The following is a 20,741-nucleotide window of genomic DNA, read 5'->3' on the forward strand; positions in this document are numbered from 1 at the left end:
TAGAGGCCCGCATTGTAGCGCAAGGTGCCGTTGACAGTTCAAGACAAAATGTTGCGAGAAACCGCTCTGTCTCGGCTTAGTCGACATAGTTGCAGGAGCGGCTCTGTTTCGCGAAAGGACCAAGGCACTGCTGAATGATGCTGAATTTGGAATGATGCAAAACAAGGCACAACGAAAAAGCCCCTGAAAGCTTTCGCTTCCAGGGGCTTCATCTTGTATGGCGGAGAGATAGGGATTTGAACCCTAGGTACTGTTGCCAGTACAACGGATTTCGAATCCGTCCCGTTCGACCACTCCGGCATCTCTCCAATGCCGCGCATCATACCAGCGTTCTTTTAAAACGCAAACCTTTTTTTAAAAAAAATCGCGTGGTATCAGGCGCTTGCGTGAACGCGCCGCTTACAGCGGCACGCCCAGGCGCTTGGCAACTTCTTCGTAGGCTTCGATCACGTCGCCCAGGCCCTGACGGAAGCGGTCTTTGTCCATCTTCTTGCGGGTTTCCTTGTCCCACAGGCGGCAGCCGTCCGGGCTGAACTCGTCGCCCAGCACGATTTGGCCGTGGAATACGCCGAACTCCAGCTTGAAGTCGACCAGCAGCAGGCCGGCGTCATCGAAGAGCTTGCTCAGCACTTCGTTGACCTTCAGCGACAGCTTTTTCATTTCGACCAACTGCTCGGCGGTGCCCCAGCCGAACGCAACAACGTGGGATTCGTTGATGAAGGGGTCGCCCTTCTCGTCGTTCTTCAGGAACAGTTCGAAGGTGGACGGCTCCAGCTTGATGCCCTCCTCCACGCCCAGACGCTTGACCAGGCTGCCGGCGGCGTAGTTGCGCACCACGCACTCGACCGGGATCATGTCCAGTTTCTTCACCAGGCACTCGTTGTCGCCCAGCAGCTTGTCGAACTGGGTCGGCACGCCGGCTTCTTCCAGTTTCTGCATGATGAAGGCATTGAATTTGTTGTTCACCATGCCTTTGCGGTCGAGTTGTTCAATACGCTTGCCGTCGAACGCCGAAGTGTCGTTACGGAACAGCAGGATCAAGCGGTCGGCGTCGTCGGTCTTGAAAACCGATTTGGCCTTGCCGCGGTAGAGTTCGTCGCGTTTTTCCATGATTGGGCTCCGCTTGCTTGAGGTGTTGGGCTAGGCGATTTCGCGCCAGTCGAGCCCGTGTTCCTGATTCGCCACCTGGAGCCAGTCCGGGTCGCACCCGAGGGTATCGACGAAGCACTGGCGGGCCAAGTGTGGCAGGTTGTTCTTGCTGCTGAGGTGGGCCAGCACCAGGTGTTGCAGGTTGCTCCAGCCCAACTCGTGCACCAGGCGCGCGGCCTGGTGGTTGTTCAAATGCCCTTGCATGCCCCCTACCCGCTGCTTCAAAAAGGCCGGGTAGTGACCGCGCGCCAGCAGGTCGCGGCAGTGGTTGGCCTCGATCAGCAGTGCATCCAGGCCCTGGTAGCGCTCCAGCAGCAACGCGTCGTACGAGCCCAGGTCGGTAAGCATGCCGAAGCGTCGCTGGCCGTCACTGACCACGTATTGCAATGGCTCGTAGGCGTCGTGCTCGACCCGCGCCGCAGTCACTTCCAGGCTGCCGATGCGCAGGCTTTCGCCACAAGCGAGAAAACCGGCCACCTCCACCGGCTTGCGCATGCCGCGCAAGGTCCCTTGGCTGAGGTAGACCGGTACATTGTAGCGCCGTGACAGCAAGCCGACCCCATGTACATGATCAGCATGTTCGTGGGTGACCAGTACTGCACTGAGCTGGGCCGCGGACACACCGAGCAGCGCCAGGCGCCGCTCGGTTTCGCGCAGGGAAAAGCCGCAATCGACCAGGATGAACGTGTCACCACTGGCGATCAGCGTGCCGTTCCCTTGGCTACCGCTTCCGAGTACCGCGAAGCGCACTTAGCCCAGGTGGTCCTGAATGGCGCTCAGCACGCGGCGGGCGACATCGGCCGGAGCCACGGTGTTGATGTTTTTCTCGACCGTGACCTGCACGCTCTCACCCACCTTGCTCAGGCGAACCTGGTAGCGCTCGGCACGGGCTTCACGCTCTTCCTTGGTCGGCTCGCTGCCGAACATGCGGCTGAAGAAGCCAGGCTGGTTCTGCTTGTCGTCAGGCTTTTCGGACAGGTTGATGTAGTACAGGCCCAAGCTGCGGTTGATGTCTTCGACACGCCACTCGCCACCCTGTTCCAGGGCACGGCCCACGCCAGACCAGGCGCGGTCCAGGTCGGAACCCAGGTACAGCACCGGGTTGCCGCTGCCGTCTTCGCTCAGGCTGACGCGGCTTGGCGCGTCGAAATCGCGCGCGGCCAGCAGCGACACCGAACCGCCTTTCTCGGCGCTGCGGTTCATGCTGGCAAGCATTTCGTCGACCAGCAGGGCATCGGCACCGGTGTTGCTGGACGAGGACGGGAACGCAGGGTCGGCCGTGCTGCCAGCCGGGCGCTCGACGCTGACCACGTACACTTCGGAGGTGTTGCGCTGCACGCCAGGCTCCATGCGCACACGTACGCGTACTTCGCTGTCACCGCTGCTGGCAGTGCTGGCCAGACGCTGGCCAAGCGATGCCGACAGTTCATCGAAACGCTGCCAGGTAGTGTTGAACTCACCCGTCTGTGGGCGTTCTTCGGCAATGCGGAAGCCGTTGTCCTCGAAGAACTGGCGCGCTACCGGCCACACTTCGGCTGGCGAATGCTGGGCCAGTACCCAACGGCTGCTGCCACTGCGTTGCAGGCTGTAGTCGGTGACCTGGGCGGCACCGCCGGTCAGCGGTTGCGGGCGCGGCACTTCGAACTCGCCAGCAACATTATCGTCGGCAACGTTACGCGGAATCGGCAGCAGCGGGTCAAGACGCTTGACGTTGCTGGCGTCCGGCGGCAGCTGCATGGGCGCGGTCGGGTGCGCCTGCAGGTAGTCGCTGCCACGGTCGCGGAAATAGCCATCCTCGCCCCACAGCCAACCACACCCACTGGTGCTGGAAATGATCAGGGCAAGGGCGGAAAGACCAGCCAGTCGCTTCATGCGGTGTACTTCCTCTTAAACCAGTACGCCGGACTGGCGCAAGGCAGTACGGACTTTTTCGTGGCAGCCTTCGCTCAGCCAGGTCAGTGGCAGGCGAATGCCTTTGTGCATCAGGCCCATTTCAACGAGCGCCCATTTCACCGGGATCGGGTTGGCTTCGCAGAACAGGTCTTTGTGCAGCGGCATGAGTTTTTCGTTGATTGCGCGGGCCTTCTCGGCATTGCCCTCAAGGGCGGCCTCGCACAGGTCGGCCATTTCGCGCGGGGCGACGTTGGCGGTGACCGAAATGTTGCCCTTGCCGCCCATCAGGATCAGCTCGACGGCCGTCGGGTCGTCGCCGGACATGACGATGAAGTCCTTGCTGACGCCATCGAGGATGGCCTTGGCGCGAACCAGGTCGCCGGTGGCTTCCTTGATGCCGATGATGTTCGGCACGGTCGACAGGCGGATCACGGTCTCGGCCTGCATGTCGCAGGAGGTGCGGCCGGGTACGTTATAGAGGATCTGCGGAATGTCGACGGCTTCGGCAATGTGCTTGAAGTGCTGGTACAGGCCTTCTTGCGTCGGCTTGTTGTAGTACGGCACGACCAGCAGGCAGGCGTCAGCGCCGGCATTCTTGGCGTTCTGGGTCAGGTGCACGGCTTCGGCGGTGGAGTTGGCACCGGTGCCGGCGATGACCGGAATCGGCTTCTTGCTGTGCTTGACGCGCTCGACCACGTGCTTGATGACCAGGATGTGTTCTTCGACATCCAGCGTGGCGGACTCACCGGTGGTGCCGACAGCGACGATCGCATGGGTGCCGTTTTCCAGGTGGAAGTCTACAAGTTTGTCGAGGCTGCCCCAATCAAGACGCCCTTGTGCATCCATGGGTGTGACCAATGCCACCATACTGCCCGCAATCATGTAACTGCTCCTGCCGGAAAAAGAGAGCGGTAATGGTACTGGGGGCATCGGCCTTGCACAAGCGAAGCAGGCGGGCGGAGCATTCCCCTCGGCGCCTTATTTCGCTACCCTTGATCCTTTGATCGGTGCAGCGCGGCCCGCCGGGCCGTCGACCTTGCTCCCCGCCAGCGTCCAAGACCTCGCATGCGAGCCCCGGGCACTGCCGACAGGAGGCTTTTGCCCGTCCTGTGCCGACCGCTCATCGCTTTAGGAATGCTGCATGTCCACCCCCACCGTCCGCGAACAATTCCTTGTCATCAGTGCCTTGGGCCCAAACCCCATGGAGCTGGCCAACGTCCTCAGCCGCGCTGCCTTCGAAAACCGCTGCGCGGTGGTCACCTCGCGCCTGAGCCGCCACGGCGAGACCAGCGCCCTGGTGCTGCAGGTGGGCGGCAGCTGGGACGCCCTGGCGCGCCTGGAGTCCACCCTGCCAGGCCTGGGCAAGAAGCACGGCCTGACCCTGGACGTGGTGCGCAGCGCCGACCAGGAAGTGCGCCCACAGGCCCTGCCATACGTGGCCTACGTCAGCGCCGCCTACCGCCCGGACATCATCAATGAGCTGTGCCAGTTCTTCCTCGATCACCGCGTCGAGCTGGAAGCCATGACCTGCGACACCTACCTGGCGCCGCAAACCGGCAGCAGCATGCTCAACGCCCAGTTCACCGTGATTTTGCCGGCCGGCACGCAGATCAGCTGGCTGCGCGACCAGTTCCTGGACTTTGCCGATGCCCTGAACCTCGATGCGTTGATCGAGCCATGGCGTCCACAGAACCCAATGTAAGGAAACCGACCATGGCTGTAGCACTCGACCAACCCGTTGCCGACTTCCAGGCCCAGGCTACCAGCGGGCAAACCGTCAGCCTGGCCGAACTCAAGGGCCAGCAAGTGGTGGTGTACTTCTACCCCAAGGACAGCACCCCAGGCTGCACCACCGAGGGCCAGGGCTTTCGCGACCAGCATGACGCCTTTGCCGCAGCCAATACCGTGGTGTTCGGCGTATCGCGCGATGGCATCAAGTCGCACGAAAACTTCAAAGCCAAGCAAGGCTTCCCCTTCGAGCTGATCAGCGACAAGGACGAGGCCCTGTGCCAGCTGTTCGACGTGATCAAACTGAAGAAGCTGTACGGCAAGGAATACATGGGCGTAGATCGCAGCACCTTCCTGATCGACAAGGACGGTGTGCTGCGCCAGGAATGGCGTGGGGTGAAGGTGCCCGGGCATGTGGATGCCGTGTTGGCCGCTGCCCAAGCCTTGAACAAGGCTTGAAATTGAATGGGGCTGCATTGCAGCCCCATTCACATTCAAAGCATCGGTGACACACTCGGCTCATGTCGCGGCCAGGCATCCAGCACAGCCTTGATCAACGTCGCCAGCGGAATCGCGAAGAAGATCCCCCAGAACCCCCACAACCCGCCAAACAGCAATACCGCGCAAATGATCGCCACCGGGTGCAGGCTCACCGCCTCGGAGAACAGCAGCGGCACCAGCACGTTGCCATCCAGCGCCTGGATGATCGCGTACACCGTCATCAGGTAGATGAACTGGTCGCCCCAACCCCACTGGAACAGCGCGATCAGCGTTACCGGTACGGTCACCACCACCGCCCCCACGTAAGGCACCACCACCGACAGCCCCACCAGCAACGCCAGCAGCGCGGCGTAGTTGAGCCCCAGGCTGATGAAGGCGATATAGGTGGCGATGCCGCAGATCAGGATCTCGATACCCTTGCCGCGAATGTAGTTGGCAATCTGCCGGTTCATCTCGCTGCCCACCCGGTTAAGCAGCGCGCGCTGGCTGGGCAGGTAGCCGCTGACCCAGCGGCCGATCAGTTCGCGATCCTTGAGGAAGAAGAACACCAGGATCGGCACCAGCACCAGGTAGATCATGGCATTGACCAGCAGCGGGAGGCTGGACAGCGAAAAGGTCAGCGCCCATTGGCCAAACTTGCCGATTTCACCGCGTACCGATTCGATGGCATGCAGCACCTGCTCGTCCGACACCAGATGCGGGTAGCGCTCGGGCAACAGCAGCAACAGCGACTGCCACTTGCCGAGCATGCCCGGCAACTCGTTGAACAGGGTGATCAACTGGTGCCACAGCAGCGGCACCAGCACCAGCATGAATACCGCCAGCGCGCCCATGAACAGGGCGAACACCAGCATCACCGCCAGCCGCGTAGGGACTCGCACACGCTCCAGGGCGTTGACAAGCCCTTGCATCAGGAACGCCAGCACCATGCCGGCCAGCACCGGCGCGAGCATACCGCCCAGGGTCAGTACCGCAGTAAAAGCCAGGAACAACAGGACCGCCAGCACCACCGCTTCTTCATCGGAGAAGTAGCGCTGCATCCAGTCGCGAAGCACTTTGAACATTGACGATCCTTGGAAAAGACTCAGGCCTTGCGCAGCCAGTAAGTGTAGGTGCCGGCCTCGGCCGTTTCCTGCAGCAGGGTATGACCGGCCAACTGGGCGAAAGTGCGGAAGTCGCGCTGCGAGCCTGCGTCAGTGGCGATCACCTTGAGTACCGCACCGCTAGCCAGGCGGTTGAGCTCCATCTTTGCCTTCAACAGTGGCAAGGGGCAATTCAGCCCGCTGGCGTCCAGTTCGGCGTCACAGGTCAGGGTGTCACTCATCGCGGGGTCTCCAAAGGCGTTGCCAGACTGCTTGCTGACAGGGCCGGCTAGAATAGCGCCACTGGTCGCCAACGTGTGAGCCCGCTACAGTAGGTATCTTTGACCGACGCGAGCTTCATGCATGAATCTACTGCGCCCTACCCTGCTGACGCTGGCCTGCCTGATGGCCCTTCCCGGCCATGCTGACGACCTGCCATCACTGGGGGATGCCAGTTCCGCGATCGTTTCGCCGCAACAAGAGCACCAACTGGGCCGCGCCTGGCTGAGCCTGCTGCGCGGCCAGGTCAACCAGCTCAACGACCCACAGCTCAAGGACTACGTCGAAACCAGCGTGTACAAGCTGGCCGAGACCAGCCAGCTGCAGGACCGGCGCCTGGAGTTCATCCTCATCGACAGCCGCGAGCTCAACGCCTTCGCCGCGCCGGGTGGAATCGTCGGGGTCAACGGTGGACTGTTCCTCAACGCTCAGACCGAAGGGGAATACGCCTCGGTTCTGGCCCACGAACTGGCGCACTTGTCGCAACGCCACTTCGCCCGCGGCGTCGAAGCCCAGCAACGCATGCAATTGCCGATGATGGCTGCACTGCTGGCCGGCATCGTGCTGGCCGCCGGTGGCGCTGGCGATGCGGGTATCGGCATGATCGCCGGCACCCAGGCAGCGGCCATCCAGGAACAACGGCGCTTTTCGCGGCAGAACGAACAGGAAGCCGACCGCATCGGCATCCAGAACCTGGAAAAGGCCGGCTACGACCCGCGCAACATGCCGACCATGTTCGAGCGCCTGGCACGCCAGTATCGCTATGACGCCAAGCCGCCGGAGTTCTTGCTGACTCACCCGGTGACTGAATCGCGTATCGCCGACACCCGCAACCGCGCCGACCAGGCGCCCAAAGGCGGCATAGAAGACAGCATGCGCTACCAGCTGATTCGTGCTCGGGTGGCGCTGACCTACGAAGGCACCCCAGGGCTTGCCGCCAAGCGCTTTCGCGCCCAGTTGGACGAAGACCCGAAACTGGACGCCGCGCGCTACGGCCTGGCCCTGGCACAGATCAAGGGCGGCCAGCTGAACGAGGCGCGCGAGTTGCTCAAGCCGCTGCTGGCCAAGGCGCCGAACGACATCACCTACAACCTGGCACAGATCGACCTGGACATTACCAACAATCGCCTGGCCGATGCACAACAGCGGGCCGAGCGAATGCAGGGGCTGTACCCGGGCAACTACCCGCTGAAGCAAGTGCGTGCCGACCTGCTGGTAAAGCAAAACAAGCCTGCCGAGGCGGAGAAGGTGTTGAACGAGCTGGTCAAGAGCCGACCGGACGACCCGGATGTGTGGTACGACATGGCCGAAGTACGCGGTTTGTCGGGCAATACCATTGGTTTGCACCGGGCGCGGGCCGAGTACTTCACCTTGGTTGGGGACTTTGACCAGGCGATTCAGCAGCTGGACTACGCCAAGCGCCGGGCGGGCGGCAACTTCCCACTGGCCTCGCAGATCGATCAGCGCCAGCGCGAGATCATGGAGCAGCAGCGCATGGTTCGGGAAATGATGGGGCGCTGAGAATCCGGGGGCGCTTTGCGCCCCAGCATTTTCAGGCGTTACCAGACAGCTTCAGGCGTGCCGCCTGGGTAAAGTCCAGCATGCGGTTCAGCGGCTTGATCGCCTTGGGCACCAGCGCAGGGTCGACGAAAATCTCATCGCCGCCCTTGCGCAGGCAGTCCAGCACCCGCTCCAGGGTGTTCATCGCCATCCACGGGCAGTGCGCGCAGCTGCGGCATGCCGCGCCGTTGCCGGCGGTAGGCGCTTCGACGAACTCTTTATCCGGGCACAGCTGCTGCATCTTGTAGAAGATGCCGCGGTCGGTGGCGACGATGAAGGTCTTGTTCGGCAGCGTCTGAGCAGCCTTGATCAGTTGGCTGGTGGACCCGACCGCGTCGGCCAGCTCGATCACCGCTTCCGGCGACTCGGGGTGCACCAGGATCGCAGCATCCGGGTACAGCGCCTTCATGTCGGCCAACTGACGCGACTTGAACTCCTCGTGAACGATGCAGGCACCGTCCCACAGCAGCATGTCGGCACCGGTCTGCTTCTGGATGTAACGGCCCAGATGCTGGTCCGGCCCCCAGATGATGGTTTCGCCGTTGTCCATCAGGCTTTCGACGATTTCCAGCGCACAGCTCGACGTCACCACCCAGTCGGCACGTGCTTTCACCGCAGCGGACGTGTTGGCGTAGACCACCACGGTGCGCTCAGGGTGCTGGTCGCAGAAAGCCGAGAATTCTTCTACCGGGCAGCCCAGGTCGAGCGAGCAGGTGGCCTCCAGGGTCGGCATCAGCACGCGCTTTTCGGGGGTGAGAATTTTCGCCGTCTCGCCCATGAAACGCACACCGGCCACGATCACGGTTTCGGCCGGGTGGTTCTTGCCAAAACGGGCCATTTCCAGCGAGTCGGACACGCAGCCGCCGGTTTCTTCGGCCAGCGCCTGGATAACCGGGTCGCAGTAATAATGGGCAACCAGCACGGCATTCTGGGCTTTGAGCTCGGCAGCGATGGCCGCACGGTATTCGGCCTCCTGCTCGGCTGTCAGCGGATTGGGCTGCTTGGCGTCGAGGTGGGCCTGAACCAACAGGCGTTCGGAAATCTGGGTCATGATCGCTGGACCTGCAGGCGCGCGTGCGCGTCAAATCGAGTGTATCACCCGGCCCTGGCAGATCGGCTAAGGGTGCCGGACGGCACACTGGCCGCCACGGCCCTCTGCGGGCGCGGATTATTATCGGAGGCCGAAGGCTACAGACAATCCAGCGATTTCTAAAGTGGTTTTTGTTTTGCCTGCACAGGCCTCTTCGCGGGCTCGCCCGCGAAGAGGCCTGTGCAGGTTCAATCGATCACTCCTGCGGCGACAATGCCGCCAGGTGTGCGGCCATGAGCATGGCGAATTCTTCCACGGTCATCTTCTTGCCGTTGAAATCGACCATGCCATCGGCATAGTGCAGGCTGCTCACCACATCGTTGCCTTCGACAGTCGCCATGCCGCTCTGCAGCGCCATCATGCCGACCATCTCCCCCGCCTGGCCCGACTGCATGGCAATCGCCTGGGCGTCGGTCTGGCCGTCCAGCAGTGCCTGCAGGGTCGCCAGGTCACCGATCATCGGCTTGGACAGCGACAACTTGCTCTTAACCTCGGTGATCATCTGCTTGCTCAACTGGTCCGGCGGCAGGTCGAAGCTGGCCGGGGCGGTGAAGCCCATCGACAGATTGAAGCGGCTCTCGCCATTGGCCGTTTTGAACGACAGGTTTTCTACCGCGACCTTGGGCTTGGCAGCCAGGAGTTTCTGCAAGTCGCCCTGGAACCTGGCTTTTTCGGCGTCGTCCATCTGGATTTGCGGTACTGGCTGGCCGGCTGCGGAGGCGGCCTCGAATTCCGGCAAGTGTGCCTGGTACCACTTCGACAATGCCTGCAGCGCCGGGGCGTTGACCGAGGAAGCGCTCACCGCCATCTGCGCCTTGCCTACCGCACGGCCATCCCAGGTGATGTCGCCGACCTTGTACTCCACGCGGCCACCCACGGTGTCCGGGCCGTCGAGGCTTTGCACGGCGTTCTGCTCCAGGCCCTTGATCAACAGCACCTGCTGTTTCGGCCCCAGGGTCACCTTGGTTTCGGCCAGCGCCAGGTCGACGTTACCCACGTAGATGGCGTCGTGCTCGGTGGCGGCAAGGTTGCCACCAACCGTCAGGCCGTTGAGTTCGAATGTGGCAGGCGGCTGATCATCGCGCACAAGTTTCATCACGAAACGGTCGGCCTGCCCGTGGAATTTCGAAGCCTTGCCTTCCTTGTCGCCACTGGCTTCAAACTGCATACCCGAGAAATCGAGGCTATTGCCATCTGCTTCGTCGAGCTTGATCGGTGCCAGTCGGACCTGGCTGACCACATTGCCGTCGTATCCCAGGCTCGTCTGTGCACTGACCGGGGCCTGCTCGCCTGCGGCGGCAAACCACGGCGCGGTGGCATCGTCCTTTTGCAAGGTGCTGTTGCTAACTGCCAGTACAGGCATCAGCTTGAGCGCCTTCACCCGCGACCAGGGGAACGGGCCGTGCTCGATCTGATCGGTCACACCTACGTCGAAATTGATCACCTCGCCCTCACCCACATTGATGTCGCGGGCCTTGAGCCGGTATTGGGCGGTACTGCTGAAGAAATGCTGCTCCAGCGACACCCGCTCGATGCTCATGCTGCCGCCGGTGCTGACCAGGGCCTTCTTGAGGTCGGCGTTGCTGCGGGCAAGGGCGTTGTCCAGCTCGGCAGGCAGCTGCTTGCCGGTGTACCAGGCGCCAGCAGTGGTTGCGACGGCAATGGCGATCGCCAGGCCGGAAAGGATGCCAACTGATTTCTTCATGAATAGAACCGATTGCTGTCCGTAAGGGCTTCGATGGCGACCAGAGGCCACGCAGAAAGCGAAGAGTACCACTGCGGTAGAAGTCGAGGGCCGGCCCGGATCGAGAAAAACCATTTCCGGAAGCATCTGACCACTCTGCCAGAAGGGCAACATTCGTTAATTTTTACGAACATTCAAATTGATCAAAACCGCAAAAAACCGCGCAAAAACCGAACAAACACCCTTAAAAATTGATAAATATTTCAATTCAGTAACATCTTGTCATGTTTAACTTGACACCCACCTACCCATCGTTTTTTATTTTCACCACTTTGCGCGCTCCCCCCGCGCCTTCCGCCGCTCCAACATAAAAGGTGAACAATATGGAGCCCACCCGCTCGCCCCTGCCGCATGCGCAATACACCGTGCCCGCCGTTTACGCCCAGCACCAGGAGCCATGCCAGCATGCAGCCTGACCACCGCGCTACCGGCAACGGCCAACTCCGCAAAACCCTGCGCCTCTGGCACGTGATCATCATCGGCCTGGCCTACCTGACCCCGATGACCGTGTTCGACACCTTCGGCATCGTCAGCGGGATTACTGCCGGCCACGTACCCAGCGCCTACATTCTGGCACTGGCCGGGATCCTGTTCACCGCCGTGAGCTACGGTACCCTGGTCAAGCGCTTCCCGCAGTCAGGCTCGGCCTACACCTACACCCAAAAGGCGATCAACCCGCACGTGGGCTTCCTGGTCGGCTGGTCGTCGTTGCTGGACTACCTGCTGTTGCCGATGGTCAACGCGCTGCTGGCCAAACTGTACCTTTCGGCGATGTTCCCGGAAGTGCCGGAGTGGATGTGGGTAGCAGGCTTCGTCACCCTGATCAGCCTGATCAACATGCGCAGCGTCAACCTGGTGGCGCACTTCAACCTGCTGTTCGTGGGCGTGCAGGTGGCGATCATTGCCGTATTCATTTACCTGTGCGTACGCGGCCTGGACCACGGTGAAGGGCTGGGTACCGCCTGGAGCCTGATGCCGTTCGCCGACAGCCAGACCCAATTCAGCGCCCTGGCCGCCGGTGCGACCATCCTGTGCTTCTCGTTCCTGGGCTTTGACGCGGTCACCTGCCTGTCCGAAGAAACCCGCGACCCGGCCAAGACCATCCCCCGTGCGATCTTCCTCACCGCACTGATCGGCGGCGTGGTGTTCATCACCGTTTCTTACTTCATCCAGGCCTACTTCCCGACCATGGCTCGCTTCCACGACCAGGAAGCGGCCCTGCCGGAAATCGCCCTGTACGTCGGCGGCAAGCTGTTCCAGTCGATTTTCATCGCCTGCACCGTGATCAACACCATCGCCTCGGGCCTGGCCTCGCAAACCAGCGTGTCGCGCCTGCTGTACGTGATGGGCCGCGACAACGTCATCCCGGCCAGCGTCTTCGCCCGCCTGCATTCACGCTACAAGACGCCAGTGCTGAACATTGCCGTGGTGGGGATCATTTCCCTGTCGGCGATCTTCTTCGACCTGGTGACCGCCACCTCGATCATCAACTTCGGCGCCCTGGTCGCGTTCAGCTTCGTCAACCTGTCGGTGATCAACCACTGCTACCTGCGCGAAGGCAACCGCAAGGGGCTGGCCAACCAGCTGAAGTACCTGGTGCTGCCCACCATCGGCTTCTGCATCATCGTCTCGCTGTGGCTGGACCTGAATGCGCACTCACTGATGTTTGGCGGCATCTGGGCCGCGCTTGGCCTGATTTACCTTGGCTGGCTGACCAAAGCCTTCCGCGCGGCACCGCCCAACTACATCGCCGAATGAACCATGCTGCTGACAACGCCCGCGCCTGATCGCGGGCGTTGTACTTGATCGAAAAGGAAAGCCCTCATGCCGCTGCGTCGCCTCTCCATCCAATGGAAGATCACCTTGCTTGCCGGCCTGTGTCTGCTGGCCATCGTCGCCTTGCTGGTGGCCACCTCGCTGACCCAGGCGCAACGCAGCGCTGCCTTGGTCAACCAGGCCAACACCGCCATGCTCGACAGCAGCGCCCGCCTGCGCCTGCAGGCCCATGCGCAAACCCAGGCCCTGCGAATACAGCGCTACTTCATGGACGCCTACCAATACGGCAATGGCTTTGCCCGCCTGGTACAGGTACTGAAGGCCCGTGGCGGCAGCGACCTGCGCGCCGAACTGACCCGCCAGGCGCGTGCCAGCCTGGCCGGCAACCCGGATGTGATCGGCCTGTACCTGGTATTCCAGCCCGATGCCCTGGACCAGCAAGACAGCCAGTACCTCGGCCAGGACGCCATGGGCAGCAATGAGCGCGGACGCTTTTCGCTTTACTGGTCGCAACCAACCCCCGGCACCCTGGAACTGGAAGCCATGCCGGAAACGATGCTTGGCGATGCCAGTATCGGCAGCAACGGCGCAGCGAAAAACCGCTGGCTGACCTGCCCGCAGGACACCGGCAGAACCTGCATGCTCGAACCGTACCTCGACGAGGTCAACGGCCGCCAAGTACTGATGACCAGCATCGCCTTGCCGCTGCTGGAGCACGGCAAGGTGGTCGGCGTAGTCGGCCTGGACATCGGCCTGGCCAACCTGCAGCAACTGAGCGTGGACGGCCGCCGCGAGCTGTTCGATGGCCAGGGCCAGGTGAGTATCGCCAGCGCCGCCGGCCTGCTGGCCGGTAACAGCCGCGACGACACGACGCTCGGCAAGCCCATGGACAACACAGTAGCCGACGGCCTGCTGCGCGTGGCCCAGCCTTTCACACCAATCCCTGACGCAGCCCCATGGCAAGTGTTGCTGGAGCTGCCGGAAAGCGTGCTGCAGGCCCCTGCCGCCGCACTCAACCAGCGCCTGGACGCGCACAACCAACGCGCCAACCTCACCAGCCTGCTGATCGGCCTGGGCGCAGCCGTGGTCGGCTTGCTGCTGGTGTGGCTGACCGCACGCGGCGTTACTCGGCCAATCCTGGCCGTGGCCGCACGCCTGGAAGACATCGCCAGCGGCGAAGGCGACCTGACCCGTCGCCTGGACTACGCCCGCCAGGACGAACTGGGCCAGCTCACCGGCTGGTTCAACCGCTTCCTCGACAAGCTGCAGCCAGTCATCGCCCAAGTCAAAGGCTCACTGCAGGAGGCCCGCGGCACCGCCGACCAGTCGGCCGCCATCGCCAGCCAGACCAGCAACGGCATGCAGCAACAGCATCGCGAAATCGAACAGGTGGCCACGGCGGCCAACGAAATGAGCGCCACTGCCCTGGATGTCGCCCATAACGCCTCGCAGGCGGCCCAGGCCGCACGCGCCGCCGACCAGGCCAGCCAGGAAGGCCTGCAACTGATCGGCAGCACGCGTCAAGGCATCGATCGACTGGCCGCCGGCATGAACACAGCCATGGACGAAGCGCGTGCGCTGGAAGGCCGCAGCGGGCAGATCGGCTCGGTGCTGGAGGTGATCCGTACCATTGCCGAGCAGACCAACCTGCTGGCACTGAATGCCGCCATCGAAGCGGCTCGTGCCGGCGAAGCCGGGCGTGGCTTCGCCGTGGTCGCCGACGAGGTGCGCGGCCTGGCTCAACGCACGCAGGTGTCGGTGGAGGAAATTCGCCAGGTCATCGAAGGCCTGCAGCAAGGCACGCAGGATGTCGTCGGTGCCATGCATGAAGGCCAGCGCCAGGCCCAGGACAGCGCCGCGCGCATGGAGCAGGCGCTGCCGGCACTGCAGCGAATTGGCGAGGCGGTGGCGGTCATCAGCGACATGAACTTGCAAATTGCCTCGGCGGCTGAGGAGCAGAGCGCGGTGGCCGAGGAAGTGAACCGCAACGTGGCCGGCATCCGTGATGTGACAGAATCACTGGCTGGCCAGGCTGACGAATCGGCGCGCATCAGCCAGGCGCTGAACCGGCTTGCCAATCAGCAGCAGGCGCTGATGGAGCAATTTCGCGTCTAGCCTGTAGGGTTTCTTGGCGGGTTTGCCCGCCAGCAAGCCCTTACAGGCGCCACAGCACTATCGTTTTTACTGAGCACAACTCATGCAAACCGCAACCAGATCCACCTTTTTTGACATCACCAGCGAACAGGGCCTGTTACGCACCTCGATTGCCGTCACCCTGTTCATCGCCACCATCGGCATCGCTTTCGGCCTGGCCTCCGGCTCGTTCTCCATCGTGTTCGACGGCGTGTACTCGCTGGTCGACGCCAGCATGAGTGGTCTGTCGCTGGTGGTGGTCAAGCTGATCACCTCGCACACCACCAGCGTGCAAATGTCGCGCAAGCTGCGCGAGCGCTTCACCATGGGCTTCTGGCACCTGGAACCGATGGTGCTGGCACTCAACGGCATCCTGCTCAGCGGCGTAGCCATCTACGCACTGATCAACGCCGTCAGCAGCCTGCTGCAAGGCGGCCGTCACCTGGAGTTCGGCATTGCCATGGTCTACGCGGTGTTGACGGTGATCACCTGCGTGACCATCGCCGTCGTCGAGGCGCGCGCCAACCGCAAGCTGCAATCGGACTTCGTGCGCATGGACGTCAAGGGCTGGGTGATGTCGGCCAGCATCACCGCCGCCCTGCTGATCGCCTTCTGCTTTGGCTACGCGGTGCAGGGCACTTCGCTGGAATGGGTGTCGCCGTACATCGACCCGGCGGTGCTGGCGCTGGTGTGCCTGGTGATCGTACCGCTGCCCTTGTCGGTGGTGCGCCAGGCGCTATCGGAAATTTTTCTGGTCACCCCCGGCGACCTCAAGCTGCATGTAGATGAAGTGGCCAAGGCCTTCGTCGCCCGCCACGGGCTGCAGTCTTACCGCGCCTATGTCGCCAAGGTCGGGCGCTCGCGGGAAATCGAGCTGTATTTCATCGTGCCAAAAGGCATGGCTGCGAAGACCATCGAAGAATGGGATGCGTGGCGCAACGAGATTGGCGATGCGGTAGGTGGCGAAGGGCCTGACCGTTGGATTACGGTGGTGTTTACCGGGGACCCGGAATGGGCTGAGTAAGCCAGCTGAACAAGGCCTGTGAAAACGAAAAAGCCCGCGACCATTACTGGTAGCGGGCTTTGACGTATTGCGTGTGGTGGGTCGTGTAGGATTCGAACCTACGACCAATTGGTTAAAAGACAATTGGGATCTAGGCCGATAATTCCACCTAGGGAGGGGTTTTCAGCACCATTCCGCGCCTAGGCACGCAGCCTCTAATGAAATCCACATTAGAGGCATGGCAATGACACATCCGAAGAAAGCAAAACGAGCAGGTAAGGTTTCAACCAAAGGCGGCACCGGTAAATCCACCGGCTCCACCAATCTGGGGGCATTCACAGCAGACGCTGGGTTGCGCACCCTCCTCATCGATCTGGACCCCGTCCAGCCTTCCGCATCCTCCTATTTCCCCCTGGAGTACACTGCCCCGGGCGGCATTTTCGAGCTGCTGTCGTACAACGAGACCGACCCGGCCAAGATCATCTCCCGCACGTCGATCAAGAATCTCGACGTCATCATTTCGAACGATGCCAACAACCAGCTCAACAACCTCATACTGCAGGCGCCTGATGGCAGACTGCGACTAGCCAACCTGATGTCGGCTTTCGATGCCGATTACGATCTCATCCTCTTTGACACCCAGGGCGCCCGCTCTGCGATGCTGGAGATGGTCGTTCTTGCATCTGATATCATCCTCTCCCCCCTCCCCCCGAACATGTTGGCCGCGCGCGAATTCAGCCGTGGAACCATCCATATGATGGATGGCCTGCGCAGTTACGCTCGTCTCGGCCTCACCATTCCCCACATCAACATCATCATCAACGGCCTGGATGAAACTGCTGACGCGCGCGAGATCCACCGCACCGTCCGTGAAATCTTCGACGGGAACCCAGACTACACCGTCCTGCAATCGATCATTCCAGATGCCGTCATCTTCAAGAAAGCCGCGAGCCAAGGCGTGCCGGCGCATCGGCTTGAATATCGTCAACCTTCGAACCGTAAGTCGCCGGCGGCGCTGAACATCATCCGCAGCTTGGCGATCGAGGCCTTCCCTGAGTGGACGGACCGCTTCGAGGCAATGACCGAAGAGCGTGTAGCCCAAATCGTCAAAGAAGGGCGCTGAGATGGCCAAGAGACCCATCGTCATCACCGATGCCAGCGACATCACTACCGAACTGGTTCTGCAACTCGGGAGAACGCACTCCGCCAAGGACCTTCGCAGCGTCCAAACCCGGCTCACCTCCATCGCAGGTGATCTGCGCAAGTTCGGGTATCACTGGAATAAAGAGTCTGGGCTACTCGGAAAACTCGGAGAGCACCTGACCGATGCTCAACGGCAGCTTCTGCTCGACGCATCGCGCCTGGTTGAATCCATCGGCAACAACGTTACTCATGCCAAGGAAAAACTTGTTCGGACCGAGAAGGACACGAAACGCCGGCAAGATGCCCGTGATGCACTGGCGAAGCAGCTCGTTGCGCGTACATTCCCCTTGCCCACCGAAACCCATGAAGAACGGCTCGAGACGATCAAGGCTGCACTCATCCTGAATCGTGCACGACAGTTCCATACCTCCTACAACCCATCTGAATTCAACCTCTACGTCAGGAGCGATCTGAAGACGCCTGATCGACTCTACGGGGCCTCACCTGAGCAACACCGGGTCGGGAATATCCAAACACTCCGTTACTTCATGATCAGCGACCTGACCAGCCACCTTGCTTATGACGATGGTTCGTCGGTTGAGGAACGTCTGCGACTCCTGCAGGAGAAAGTGGCCGAAGCTGTTGGCCTGGCTGCCTTGACAGCAGACGAACGCGAGACCCTGCGCCTGTGGAAAGAGGCTCTCTCCCCCGATGGGGCGAAGCAGGAGGGCCAAGCATGAACAACGTCAGCCAACAGCAGCTCGACCTTCTCTGGCACACCTTGGGTCTGTCCGCCGAAAACAGACACCGGCGCACAGTTAGCCGCAATTACTTTCTCACAAGCCCAGGTTGCAGCGATGCACGACAGCTCGACGTGCTCGTCGCAGCAGGGCTCATGTCGTGCGGAAAGCCTCCAGCTTTTTGTCCCCAGGATGAAGTTGTTTATCGCGCTACGAGTCAGGGCCAGCACTTCGCAGAGACCAGCCTCCCTCCGCTACCAAAACTCACTCGGTATGACGAGTTTCTGGATGCAGACAGCGGGCTTGAGTTTCACGAATGGCTCGGGATCGAAAAACCCACGATTGAGCATCGTTGTAAGTCATTCGGCTACAGCGAAGTGGGCAGCCTGATCTCTATAGAGTCCGGCTGTCGCATGAGCTCAAGCCGTGCTACGGGCGAGTGGTGCAAGACCAAGAAAGACGCCAAGGCCAGTTACAAAGCGGCCTTAGCGGCTTCGAAGGCTCATCGCGCGGAGGCTGCATGATGAATCCTGCCTCTATTTCCCAGTTCGCTGGCACGCTTTGCCTGTACCTCATGAACTGCTCTGTGGCACTGGCGACCGCCTATGGCTTGGGTTCGATCTTCAAAGCCCCGCTCGCCGAAATCGCTCTGCAGGGTTCGGTCTACTCGGCCTATGCGCTCGGCACGGTCGGGACGCTGAATCTCCTGGTGCTGATCGCATCAGCTATGCGTGGACAACCTCGCCAACTTGGGGAGGGCTCCTGATGGACAAGCAGAAGATCCTCGACAAAGTCACCAAGCTGATGGCCTTGGCCAACAGCCCAGGGGCAAACACGAACGAGGCAGCAATCGCATTGCGCCAGGCCCGCTCGCTCATGGCCCAGTACAACATCGACGCAGACGAACTGCGGGCCAGCCAAGTTCTTGAAGCAAGTATCCCCACGGGCACACGTCGATCCCCAGCGGATTGGTTGCATGCCCTCGCCGGAACATGTGCAGCCGCATTCGACTGCAGCCACCTCTCTTACTACCACCCATTGAAGGGTTACTGCTTCAAGTTCCTGGGCAAGGGTATCGGTCCGGATCTGGCTGCCTATGCCTACAGCAGCCTCGTCCTGCAGTTACAGAAAGCACGTCGCGAGCATGTCTCGCAGCAGAAACGGTGCCAGCTGAAGACCAAACGACGCCGCGGCCAACTGTTTGCGGAGGGTTGGATTGGAGCAGTGGCCTACAAAGTTCGAGAGTTCGCGGGTGACCTGGCTCCGGAGATCAAGGCTGAGATCACGGCCTACTTGACCGTGCATCACCCTGACTTGAAGCAAAGCGACATCACGCCAAGCGAAGCCAAAGGCCACGATCGTAGCTCTCTGTACGCAGGTATTCGGCAAGGCCGGCATGCTCAGCTCCACCACGGAGTTGGCCGCACCGAACAGCCTGGCATTTCCCACGGGGGTGCCAGATGACCGACCTGAGCTATTCACCTCCTCACTCCATGGAGGCGGAACAGGGCGTCCTGGGCGGGCTGATGCTGGACAACGAAGCCTGGGATCTCGTCGGTGACCTACTGCAGGCAGATGACTTCTTTCGGGGCGAACACAGGCTGATTTTCACCGCTATCCAAGAACTGTCAGAGAAAAACAGCCCTTTCGACGTGGTCACGATTTTCGAGCAGATGGCCGTCCCCGAGGAGGTTGGAGGACTTTCCTACCTGGCAGAGCTGGCCAAGAACACCCCGTCTGTAGCGAATATCCAATCGTATGCGGAGATCGTGCGTAATCGCGCACACCTTCGTCGCATCATGTCCCTGTGTTTCCAGGGGACACGGGATGCAGCTGAACTTGCTGCTGACGCGGCGGAGGTTCAGGACACGCTCGAGCAGAAGCTGTTCGCGCTGGGCGAAGGTCGCGTTGTACGTGAATTCGCCAACATGAACGAGGCACTGCTCTCTGTCGTCGACAAGATCGACGCGAATTTCAACGGTCATGTGACCGTAACGGGGGTGCCAACAGGCATCACCGATCTCGATGAAATGACGCGCGGCCTGCAGCCAGCAGACCTGATCATCGTCGGCGCGCGCCCATCCATGGGCAAGACCTCGTTCTGCTTGAGCATCGTAGATGCCGCGCTGAACAGTAAGCCTGACGAGATCGTGCTGGTTTTCAGCATGGAGATGCCTACCGAGGCCCTCATCTACCGAATGCTGGCAATTTTGGGCCACATCGACCTGAGCAGGCTCCTGTCCGGTCAGTTGCAGGACGAGGACTGGCCCAAACTCTCCGCCGCCGTGCATCGCATGAGCGCATACGGCAACCGTCTGGTCATCGATGACAGTGCAAACCTCACTCCTGCTGCGATGCGCGCCAAGGTTCGACGCGCTAGCCGGCGCTTTGGGAGGCCCTGCTTGATCATGGCGGATTACCTGCAACTCATGCGCTGCCCTGGGCAAGAGAACCGGGCCAATGAGATCAGCGAGATATCTCGTTCCCTCAAGGGAATCGCGAAGGAATTCAACTGCCCCTTCGTAGCTCTTTCTCAGCTCAACCGGGCTCTGGAGCAACGTCAGAACAAACGACCAGTCAACGCCGATCTGCGCGACAGCGGAGCGATCGAGCAAGACGCCGACATCATCCTCTTCGTGTACCGAGACGAGGTGTACAACGAAAACACCGAGTTCAAGGGGATTGCCGAGCTGATTATCGGCAAACAACGCCAAGGGCCTACGGGCTATGTACGCGCAGCCTTTATCGCCAACCAAACTCGCTTCGCAAACCTCACTGCTGACCATTGGCAAGGAGCTGCCGCATGACGCTCACAGAATCCCATCTGATTACGCATGGCTGCCTTAACTGTGGCCGGCACTTCGCGCTTCATCAGGTACGGCAGGTGCATCCTGCTGAGCATACCCCTGAAGGTGAGGCA

General features: G+C 61.3%; 20 protein-coding genes, 1 tRNA gene and 1 pseudogene. 13 read left to right on the plus strand and 9 right to left on the minus strand.

The window, feature by feature from the left end; genetic code table 11:
• Positions 1-218 precede the first annotated feature (218 nt).
• The 5 genes from ACNQP3_RS21640 to dapA form a co-directional block, all read right to left on the minus strand.
• Positions 219-308: transfer RNA gene (locus ACNQP3_RS21640), tRNA-Ser, on the minus strand.
• A 91-nt stretch (positions 309-399) separates the two neighbouring features.
• On the minus strand, positions 400-1,110 hold the full coding sequence (gene purC, locus ACNQP3_RS21645) for a phosphoribosylaminoimidazolesuccinocarboxamide synthase (RefSeq protein WP_012273747.1): 711 nt from the start codon (positions 1,108-1,110) through the stop codon (positions 400-402).
• A 30-nt stretch (positions 1,111-1,140) separates the two neighbouring features.
• Positions 1,141-1,899 carry an MBL fold metallo-hydrolase gene (locus ACNQP3_RS21650; RefSeq protein WP_012273748.1) on the minus strand — a complete coding sequence of 253 codons (759 nt, stop codon included), beginning with the start codon at positions 1,897-1,899 and terminating at the stop codon, positions 1,141-1,143.
• Entirely contained in the window at positions 1,900-3,021 is a 1,122-nt protein-coding gene (gene bamC, locus ACNQP3_RS21655) for an outer membrane protein assembly factor BamC (protein ID WP_012273749.1), read from the minus strand.
• 15 nt (positions 3,022-3,036) lie between these two features.
• Positions 3,037-3,924, minus strand: a complete 888-nt coding sequence (dapA, locus tag ACNQP3_RS21660) for a 4-hydroxy-tetrahydrodipicolinate synthase (protein WP_012273750.1) — start codon at positions 3,922-3,924, stop codon at positions 3,037-3,039.
• A 259-nt stretch (positions 3,925-4,183) separates the two neighbouring features.
• Here dapA and ACNQP3_RS21665 point away from each other — a divergent pair, with 259 nt between their 5' ends.
• Together ACNQP3_RS21665 and ACNQP3_RS21670 are read left to right on the plus strand one after the other, a co-directional pair.
• Complete coding sequence (locus tag ACNQP3_RS21665; RefSeq protein ID WP_003254741.1) at positions 4,184-4,744, plus strand: glycine cleavage system protein R; 561 nt, start codon at positions 4,184-4,186, stop codon at positions 4,742-4,744.
• Between the two features lie 11 nt (positions 4,745-4,755).
• Complete coding sequence (locus ACNQP3_RS21670; protein WP_003254742.1) at positions 4,756-5,229, plus strand: peroxiredoxin; 474 nt, start codon at positions 4,756-4,758, stop codon at positions 5,227-5,229.
• 35 nt (positions 5,230-5,264) lie between these two features.
• Here ACNQP3_RS21670 and ACNQP3_RS21675 read toward each other — a convergent pair whose 3' ends face one another.
• Positions 5,265-6,335, minus strand: a complete 1,071-nt coding sequence (locus ACNQP3_RS21675; RefSeq protein WP_012273751.1) for an AI-2E family transporter — start codon at positions 6,333-6,335, stop codon at positions 5,265-5,267.
• Between the two features lie 20 nt (positions 6,336-6,355).
• Complete coding sequence (locus ACNQP3_RS21680) at positions 6,356-6,595, minus strand: sulfurtransferase TusA family protein (protein ID WP_012273752.1); 240 nt, start codon at positions 6,593-6,595, stop codon at positions 6,356-6,358.
• 121 nt (positions 6,596-6,716) lie between these two features.
• Between ACNQP3_RS21680 and ACNQP3_RS21685 the strand changes: the two genes are divergently transcribed.
• Positions 6,717-8,153, plus strand: a complete 1,437-nt coding sequence (locus ACNQP3_RS21685) for a M48 family metalloprotease (RefSeq protein ID WP_012273753.1) — start codon at positions 6,717-6,719, stop codon at positions 8,151-8,153.
• Positions 8,154-8,184: 31 nt separating this feature from the next.
• Here the strand turns inward: ACNQP3_RS21685 and nadA are convergent, their stop codons facing one another.
• Positions 8,185-9,243, minus strand: coding sequence for a quinolinate synthase NadA (gene nadA, locus ACNQP3_RS21690; protein ID WP_012273754.1), 1,059 nt, complete (start codon positions 9,241-9,243; stop codon positions 8,185-8,187).
• 235 nt (positions 9,244-9,478) lie between these two features.
• Entirely contained in the window at positions 9,479-10,987 is a 1,509-nt protein-coding gene (locus tag ACNQP3_RS21695) for a YdgA family protein (RefSeq protein WP_264316474.1), read from the minus strand.
• A 444-nt stretch (positions 10,988-11,431) separates the two neighbouring features.
• Between ACNQP3_RS21695 and ACNQP3_RS21700 the strand changes: the two genes are divergently transcribed.
• From ACNQP3_RS21700 to dnaB, 10 genes and pseudogenes are all read left to right on the plus strand, one after another.
• A complete protein-coding gene (locus ACNQP3_RS21700; RefSeq protein WP_012273756.1) occupies positions 11,432-12,784 on the plus strand; it encodes an APC family permease in 1,353 nt (450 codons plus the stop codon).
• Between the two features lie 285 nt (positions 12,785-13,069).
• Positions 13,070-14,059 (plus strand): annotated as a pseudogene (locus ACNQP3_RS21705) (HAMP domain-containing protein); the annotation flags it as partial.
• A 102-nt stretch (positions 14,060-14,161) separates the two neighbouring features.
• On the plus strand, positions 14,162-14,917 hold the full coding sequence (locus tag ACNQP3_RS21710) for a methyl-accepting chemotaxis protein (RefSeq protein WP_375774520.1): 756 nt from the start codon (positions 14,162-14,164) through the stop codon (positions 14,915-14,917).
• A gap of 82 nt (positions 14,918-14,999) precedes the next feature.
• Entirely contained in the window at positions 15,000-15,959 is a 960-nt protein-coding gene (locus ACNQP3_RS21715; protein WP_012273758.1) for a cation diffusion facilitator family transporter, read from the plus strand.
• A 223-nt stretch (positions 15,960-16,182) separates the two neighbouring features.
• Entirely contained in the window at positions 16,183-17,061 is an 879-nt protein-coding gene (locus tag ACNQP3_RS21720; protein WP_023628762.1) for a ParA family protein, read from the plus strand.
• Position 17,062: 1 nt separating this feature from the next.
• Entirely contained in the window at positions 17,063-17,821 is a 759-nt protein-coding gene (locus ACNQP3_RS21725) for a hypothetical protein (RefSeq protein WP_023628763.1), read from the plus strand.
• Positions 17,818-18,345 carry a hypothetical protein gene (locus ACNQP3_RS21730; protein ID WP_023628764.1) on the plus strand — a complete coding sequence of 176 codons (528 nt, stop codon included), beginning with the start codon at positions 17,818-17,820 and terminating at the stop codon, positions 18,343-18,345. The genes ACNQP3_RS21725 and ACNQP3_RS21730 overlap by 4 nt, the downstream gene beginning before the upstream one ends.
• A complete protein-coding gene (locus ACNQP3_RS21735; RefSeq protein ID WP_023628765.1) occupies positions 18,342-18,587 on the plus strand; it encodes a hypothetical protein in 246 nt (81 codons plus the stop codon). The genes ACNQP3_RS21730 and ACNQP3_RS21735 overlap by 4 nt, the downstream gene beginning before the upstream one ends.
• The gene (locus ACNQP3_RS21740; RefSeq protein WP_023628766.1) at positions 18,587-19,285 is read left to right on the plus strand and encodes a DUF2786 domain-containing protein; all 699 of its coding nucleotides are present in this window, start codon (positions 18,587-18,589) and stop codon (positions 19,283-19,285) included. Before ACNQP3_RS21735 ends, ACNQP3_RS21740 begins: the two co-directional genes overlap by 1 nt.
• On the plus strand, positions 19,282-20,628 hold the full coding sequence (dnaB, locus tag ACNQP3_RS21745) for a replicative DNA helicase (protein ID WP_028692976.1): 1,347 nt from the start codon (positions 19,282-19,284) through the stop codon (positions 20,626-20,628). Before ACNQP3_RS21740 ends, dnaB begins: the two co-directional genes overlap by 4 nt.
• The last annotated feature ends 113 nt before the right edge of the window (positions 20,629-20,741 follow it).

This window comes from Pseudomonas sp. LFS074 (assembly GCF_047978165.1).
Classification (GTDB): Bacteria; Pseudomonadota; Gammaproteobacteria; order Pseudomonadales; family Pseudomonadaceae; genus Aquipseudomonas; species Aquipseudomonas putida_P.

What these genes read in the sequence shown, in the direction of transcription:
- purC (WP_012273747.1), bottom strand. Translation starts at nt 1,110, where the DNA reads ATGGAAAAACGCGACGAACTCTACCGCGGCAAGGCCAAATCGGTTTTC.
- bamC (WP_012273749.1), bottom strand. Translation starts at nt 3,021, where the DNA reads ATGAAGCGACTGGCTGGTCTTTCCGCCCTTGCCCTGATCATTTCCAGC.
- dapA (WP_012273750.1), bottom strand. Translation starts at nt 3,924, where the DNA reads ATGATTGCGGGCAGTATGGTGGCATTGGTCACACCCATGGATGCACAA.
- ACNQP3_RS21665 (WP_003254741.1), top strand. Translation starts at nt 4,184, where the DNA reads ATGTCCACCCCCACCGTCCGCGAACAATTCCTTGTCATCAGTGCCTTG.
- ACNQP3_RS21670 (WP_003254742.1), top strand. Translation starts at nt 4,756, where the DNA reads ATGGCTGTAGCACTCGACCAACCCGTTGCCGACTTCCAGGCCCAGGCT.
- ACNQP3_RS21675 (WP_012273751.1), bottom strand. Translation starts at nt 6,335, where the DNA reads ATGTTCAAAGTGCTTCGCGACTGGATGCAGCGCTACTTCTCCGATGAA.
- ACNQP3_RS21680 (WP_012273752.1), bottom strand. Translation starts at nt 6,595, where the DNA reads ATGAGTGACACCCTGACCTGTGACGCCGAACTGGACGCCAGCGGGCTG.
- ACNQP3_RS21685 (WP_012273753.1), top strand. Translation starts at nt 6,717, where the DNA reads ATGAATCTACTGCGCCCTACCCTGCTGACGCTGGCCTGCCTGATGGCC.
- nadA (WP_012273754.1), bottom strand. Translation starts at nt 9,243, where the DNA reads ATGACCCAGATTTCCGAACGCCTGTTGGTTCAGGCCCACCTCGACGCC.
- ACNQP3_RS21695 (WP_264316474.1), bottom strand. Translation starts at nt 10,987, where the DNA reads ATGAAGAAATCAGTTGGCATCCTTTCCGGCCTGGCGATCGCCATTGCC.
- ACNQP3_RS21700 (WP_012273756.1), top strand. Translation starts at nt 11,432, where the DNA reads ATGCAGCCTGACCACCGCGCTACCGGCAACGGCCAACTCCGCAAAACC.
- ACNQP3_RS21710 (WP_375774520.1), top strand. Translation starts at nt 14,162, where the DNA reads ATGCAGCAACAGCATCGCGAAATCGAACAGGTGGCCACGGCGGCCAAC.
- ACNQP3_RS21715 (WP_012273758.1), top strand. Translation starts at nt 15,000, where the DNA reads ATGCAAACCGCAACCAGATCCACCTTTTTTGACATCACCAGCGAACAG.
- ACNQP3_RS21720 (WP_023628762.1), top strand. Translation starts at nt 16,183, where the DNA reads ATGACACATCCGAAGAAAGCAAAACGAGCAGGTAAGGTTTCAACCAAA.
- ACNQP3_RS21725 (WP_023628763.1), top strand. Translation starts at nt 17,063, where the DNA reads ATGGCCAAGAGACCCATCGTCATCACCGATGCCAGCGACATCACTACC.
- ACNQP3_RS21730 (WP_023628764.1), top strand. Translation starts at nt 17,818, where the DNA reads ATGAACAACGTCAGCCAACAGCAGCTCGACCTTCTCTGGCACACCTTG.
- ACNQP3_RS21735 (WP_023628765.1), top strand. Translation starts at nt 18,342, where the DNA reads ATGATGAATCCTGCCTCTATTTCCCAGTTCGCTGGCACGCTTTGCCTG.
- ACNQP3_RS21740 (WP_023628766.1), top strand. Translation starts at nt 18,587, where the DNA reads ATGGACAAGCAGAAGATCCTCGACAAAGTCACCAAGCTGATGGCCTTG.
- dnaB (WP_028692976.1), top strand. Translation starts at nt 19,282, where the DNA reads ATGACCGACCTGAGCTATTCACCTCCTCACTCCATGGAGGCGGAACAG.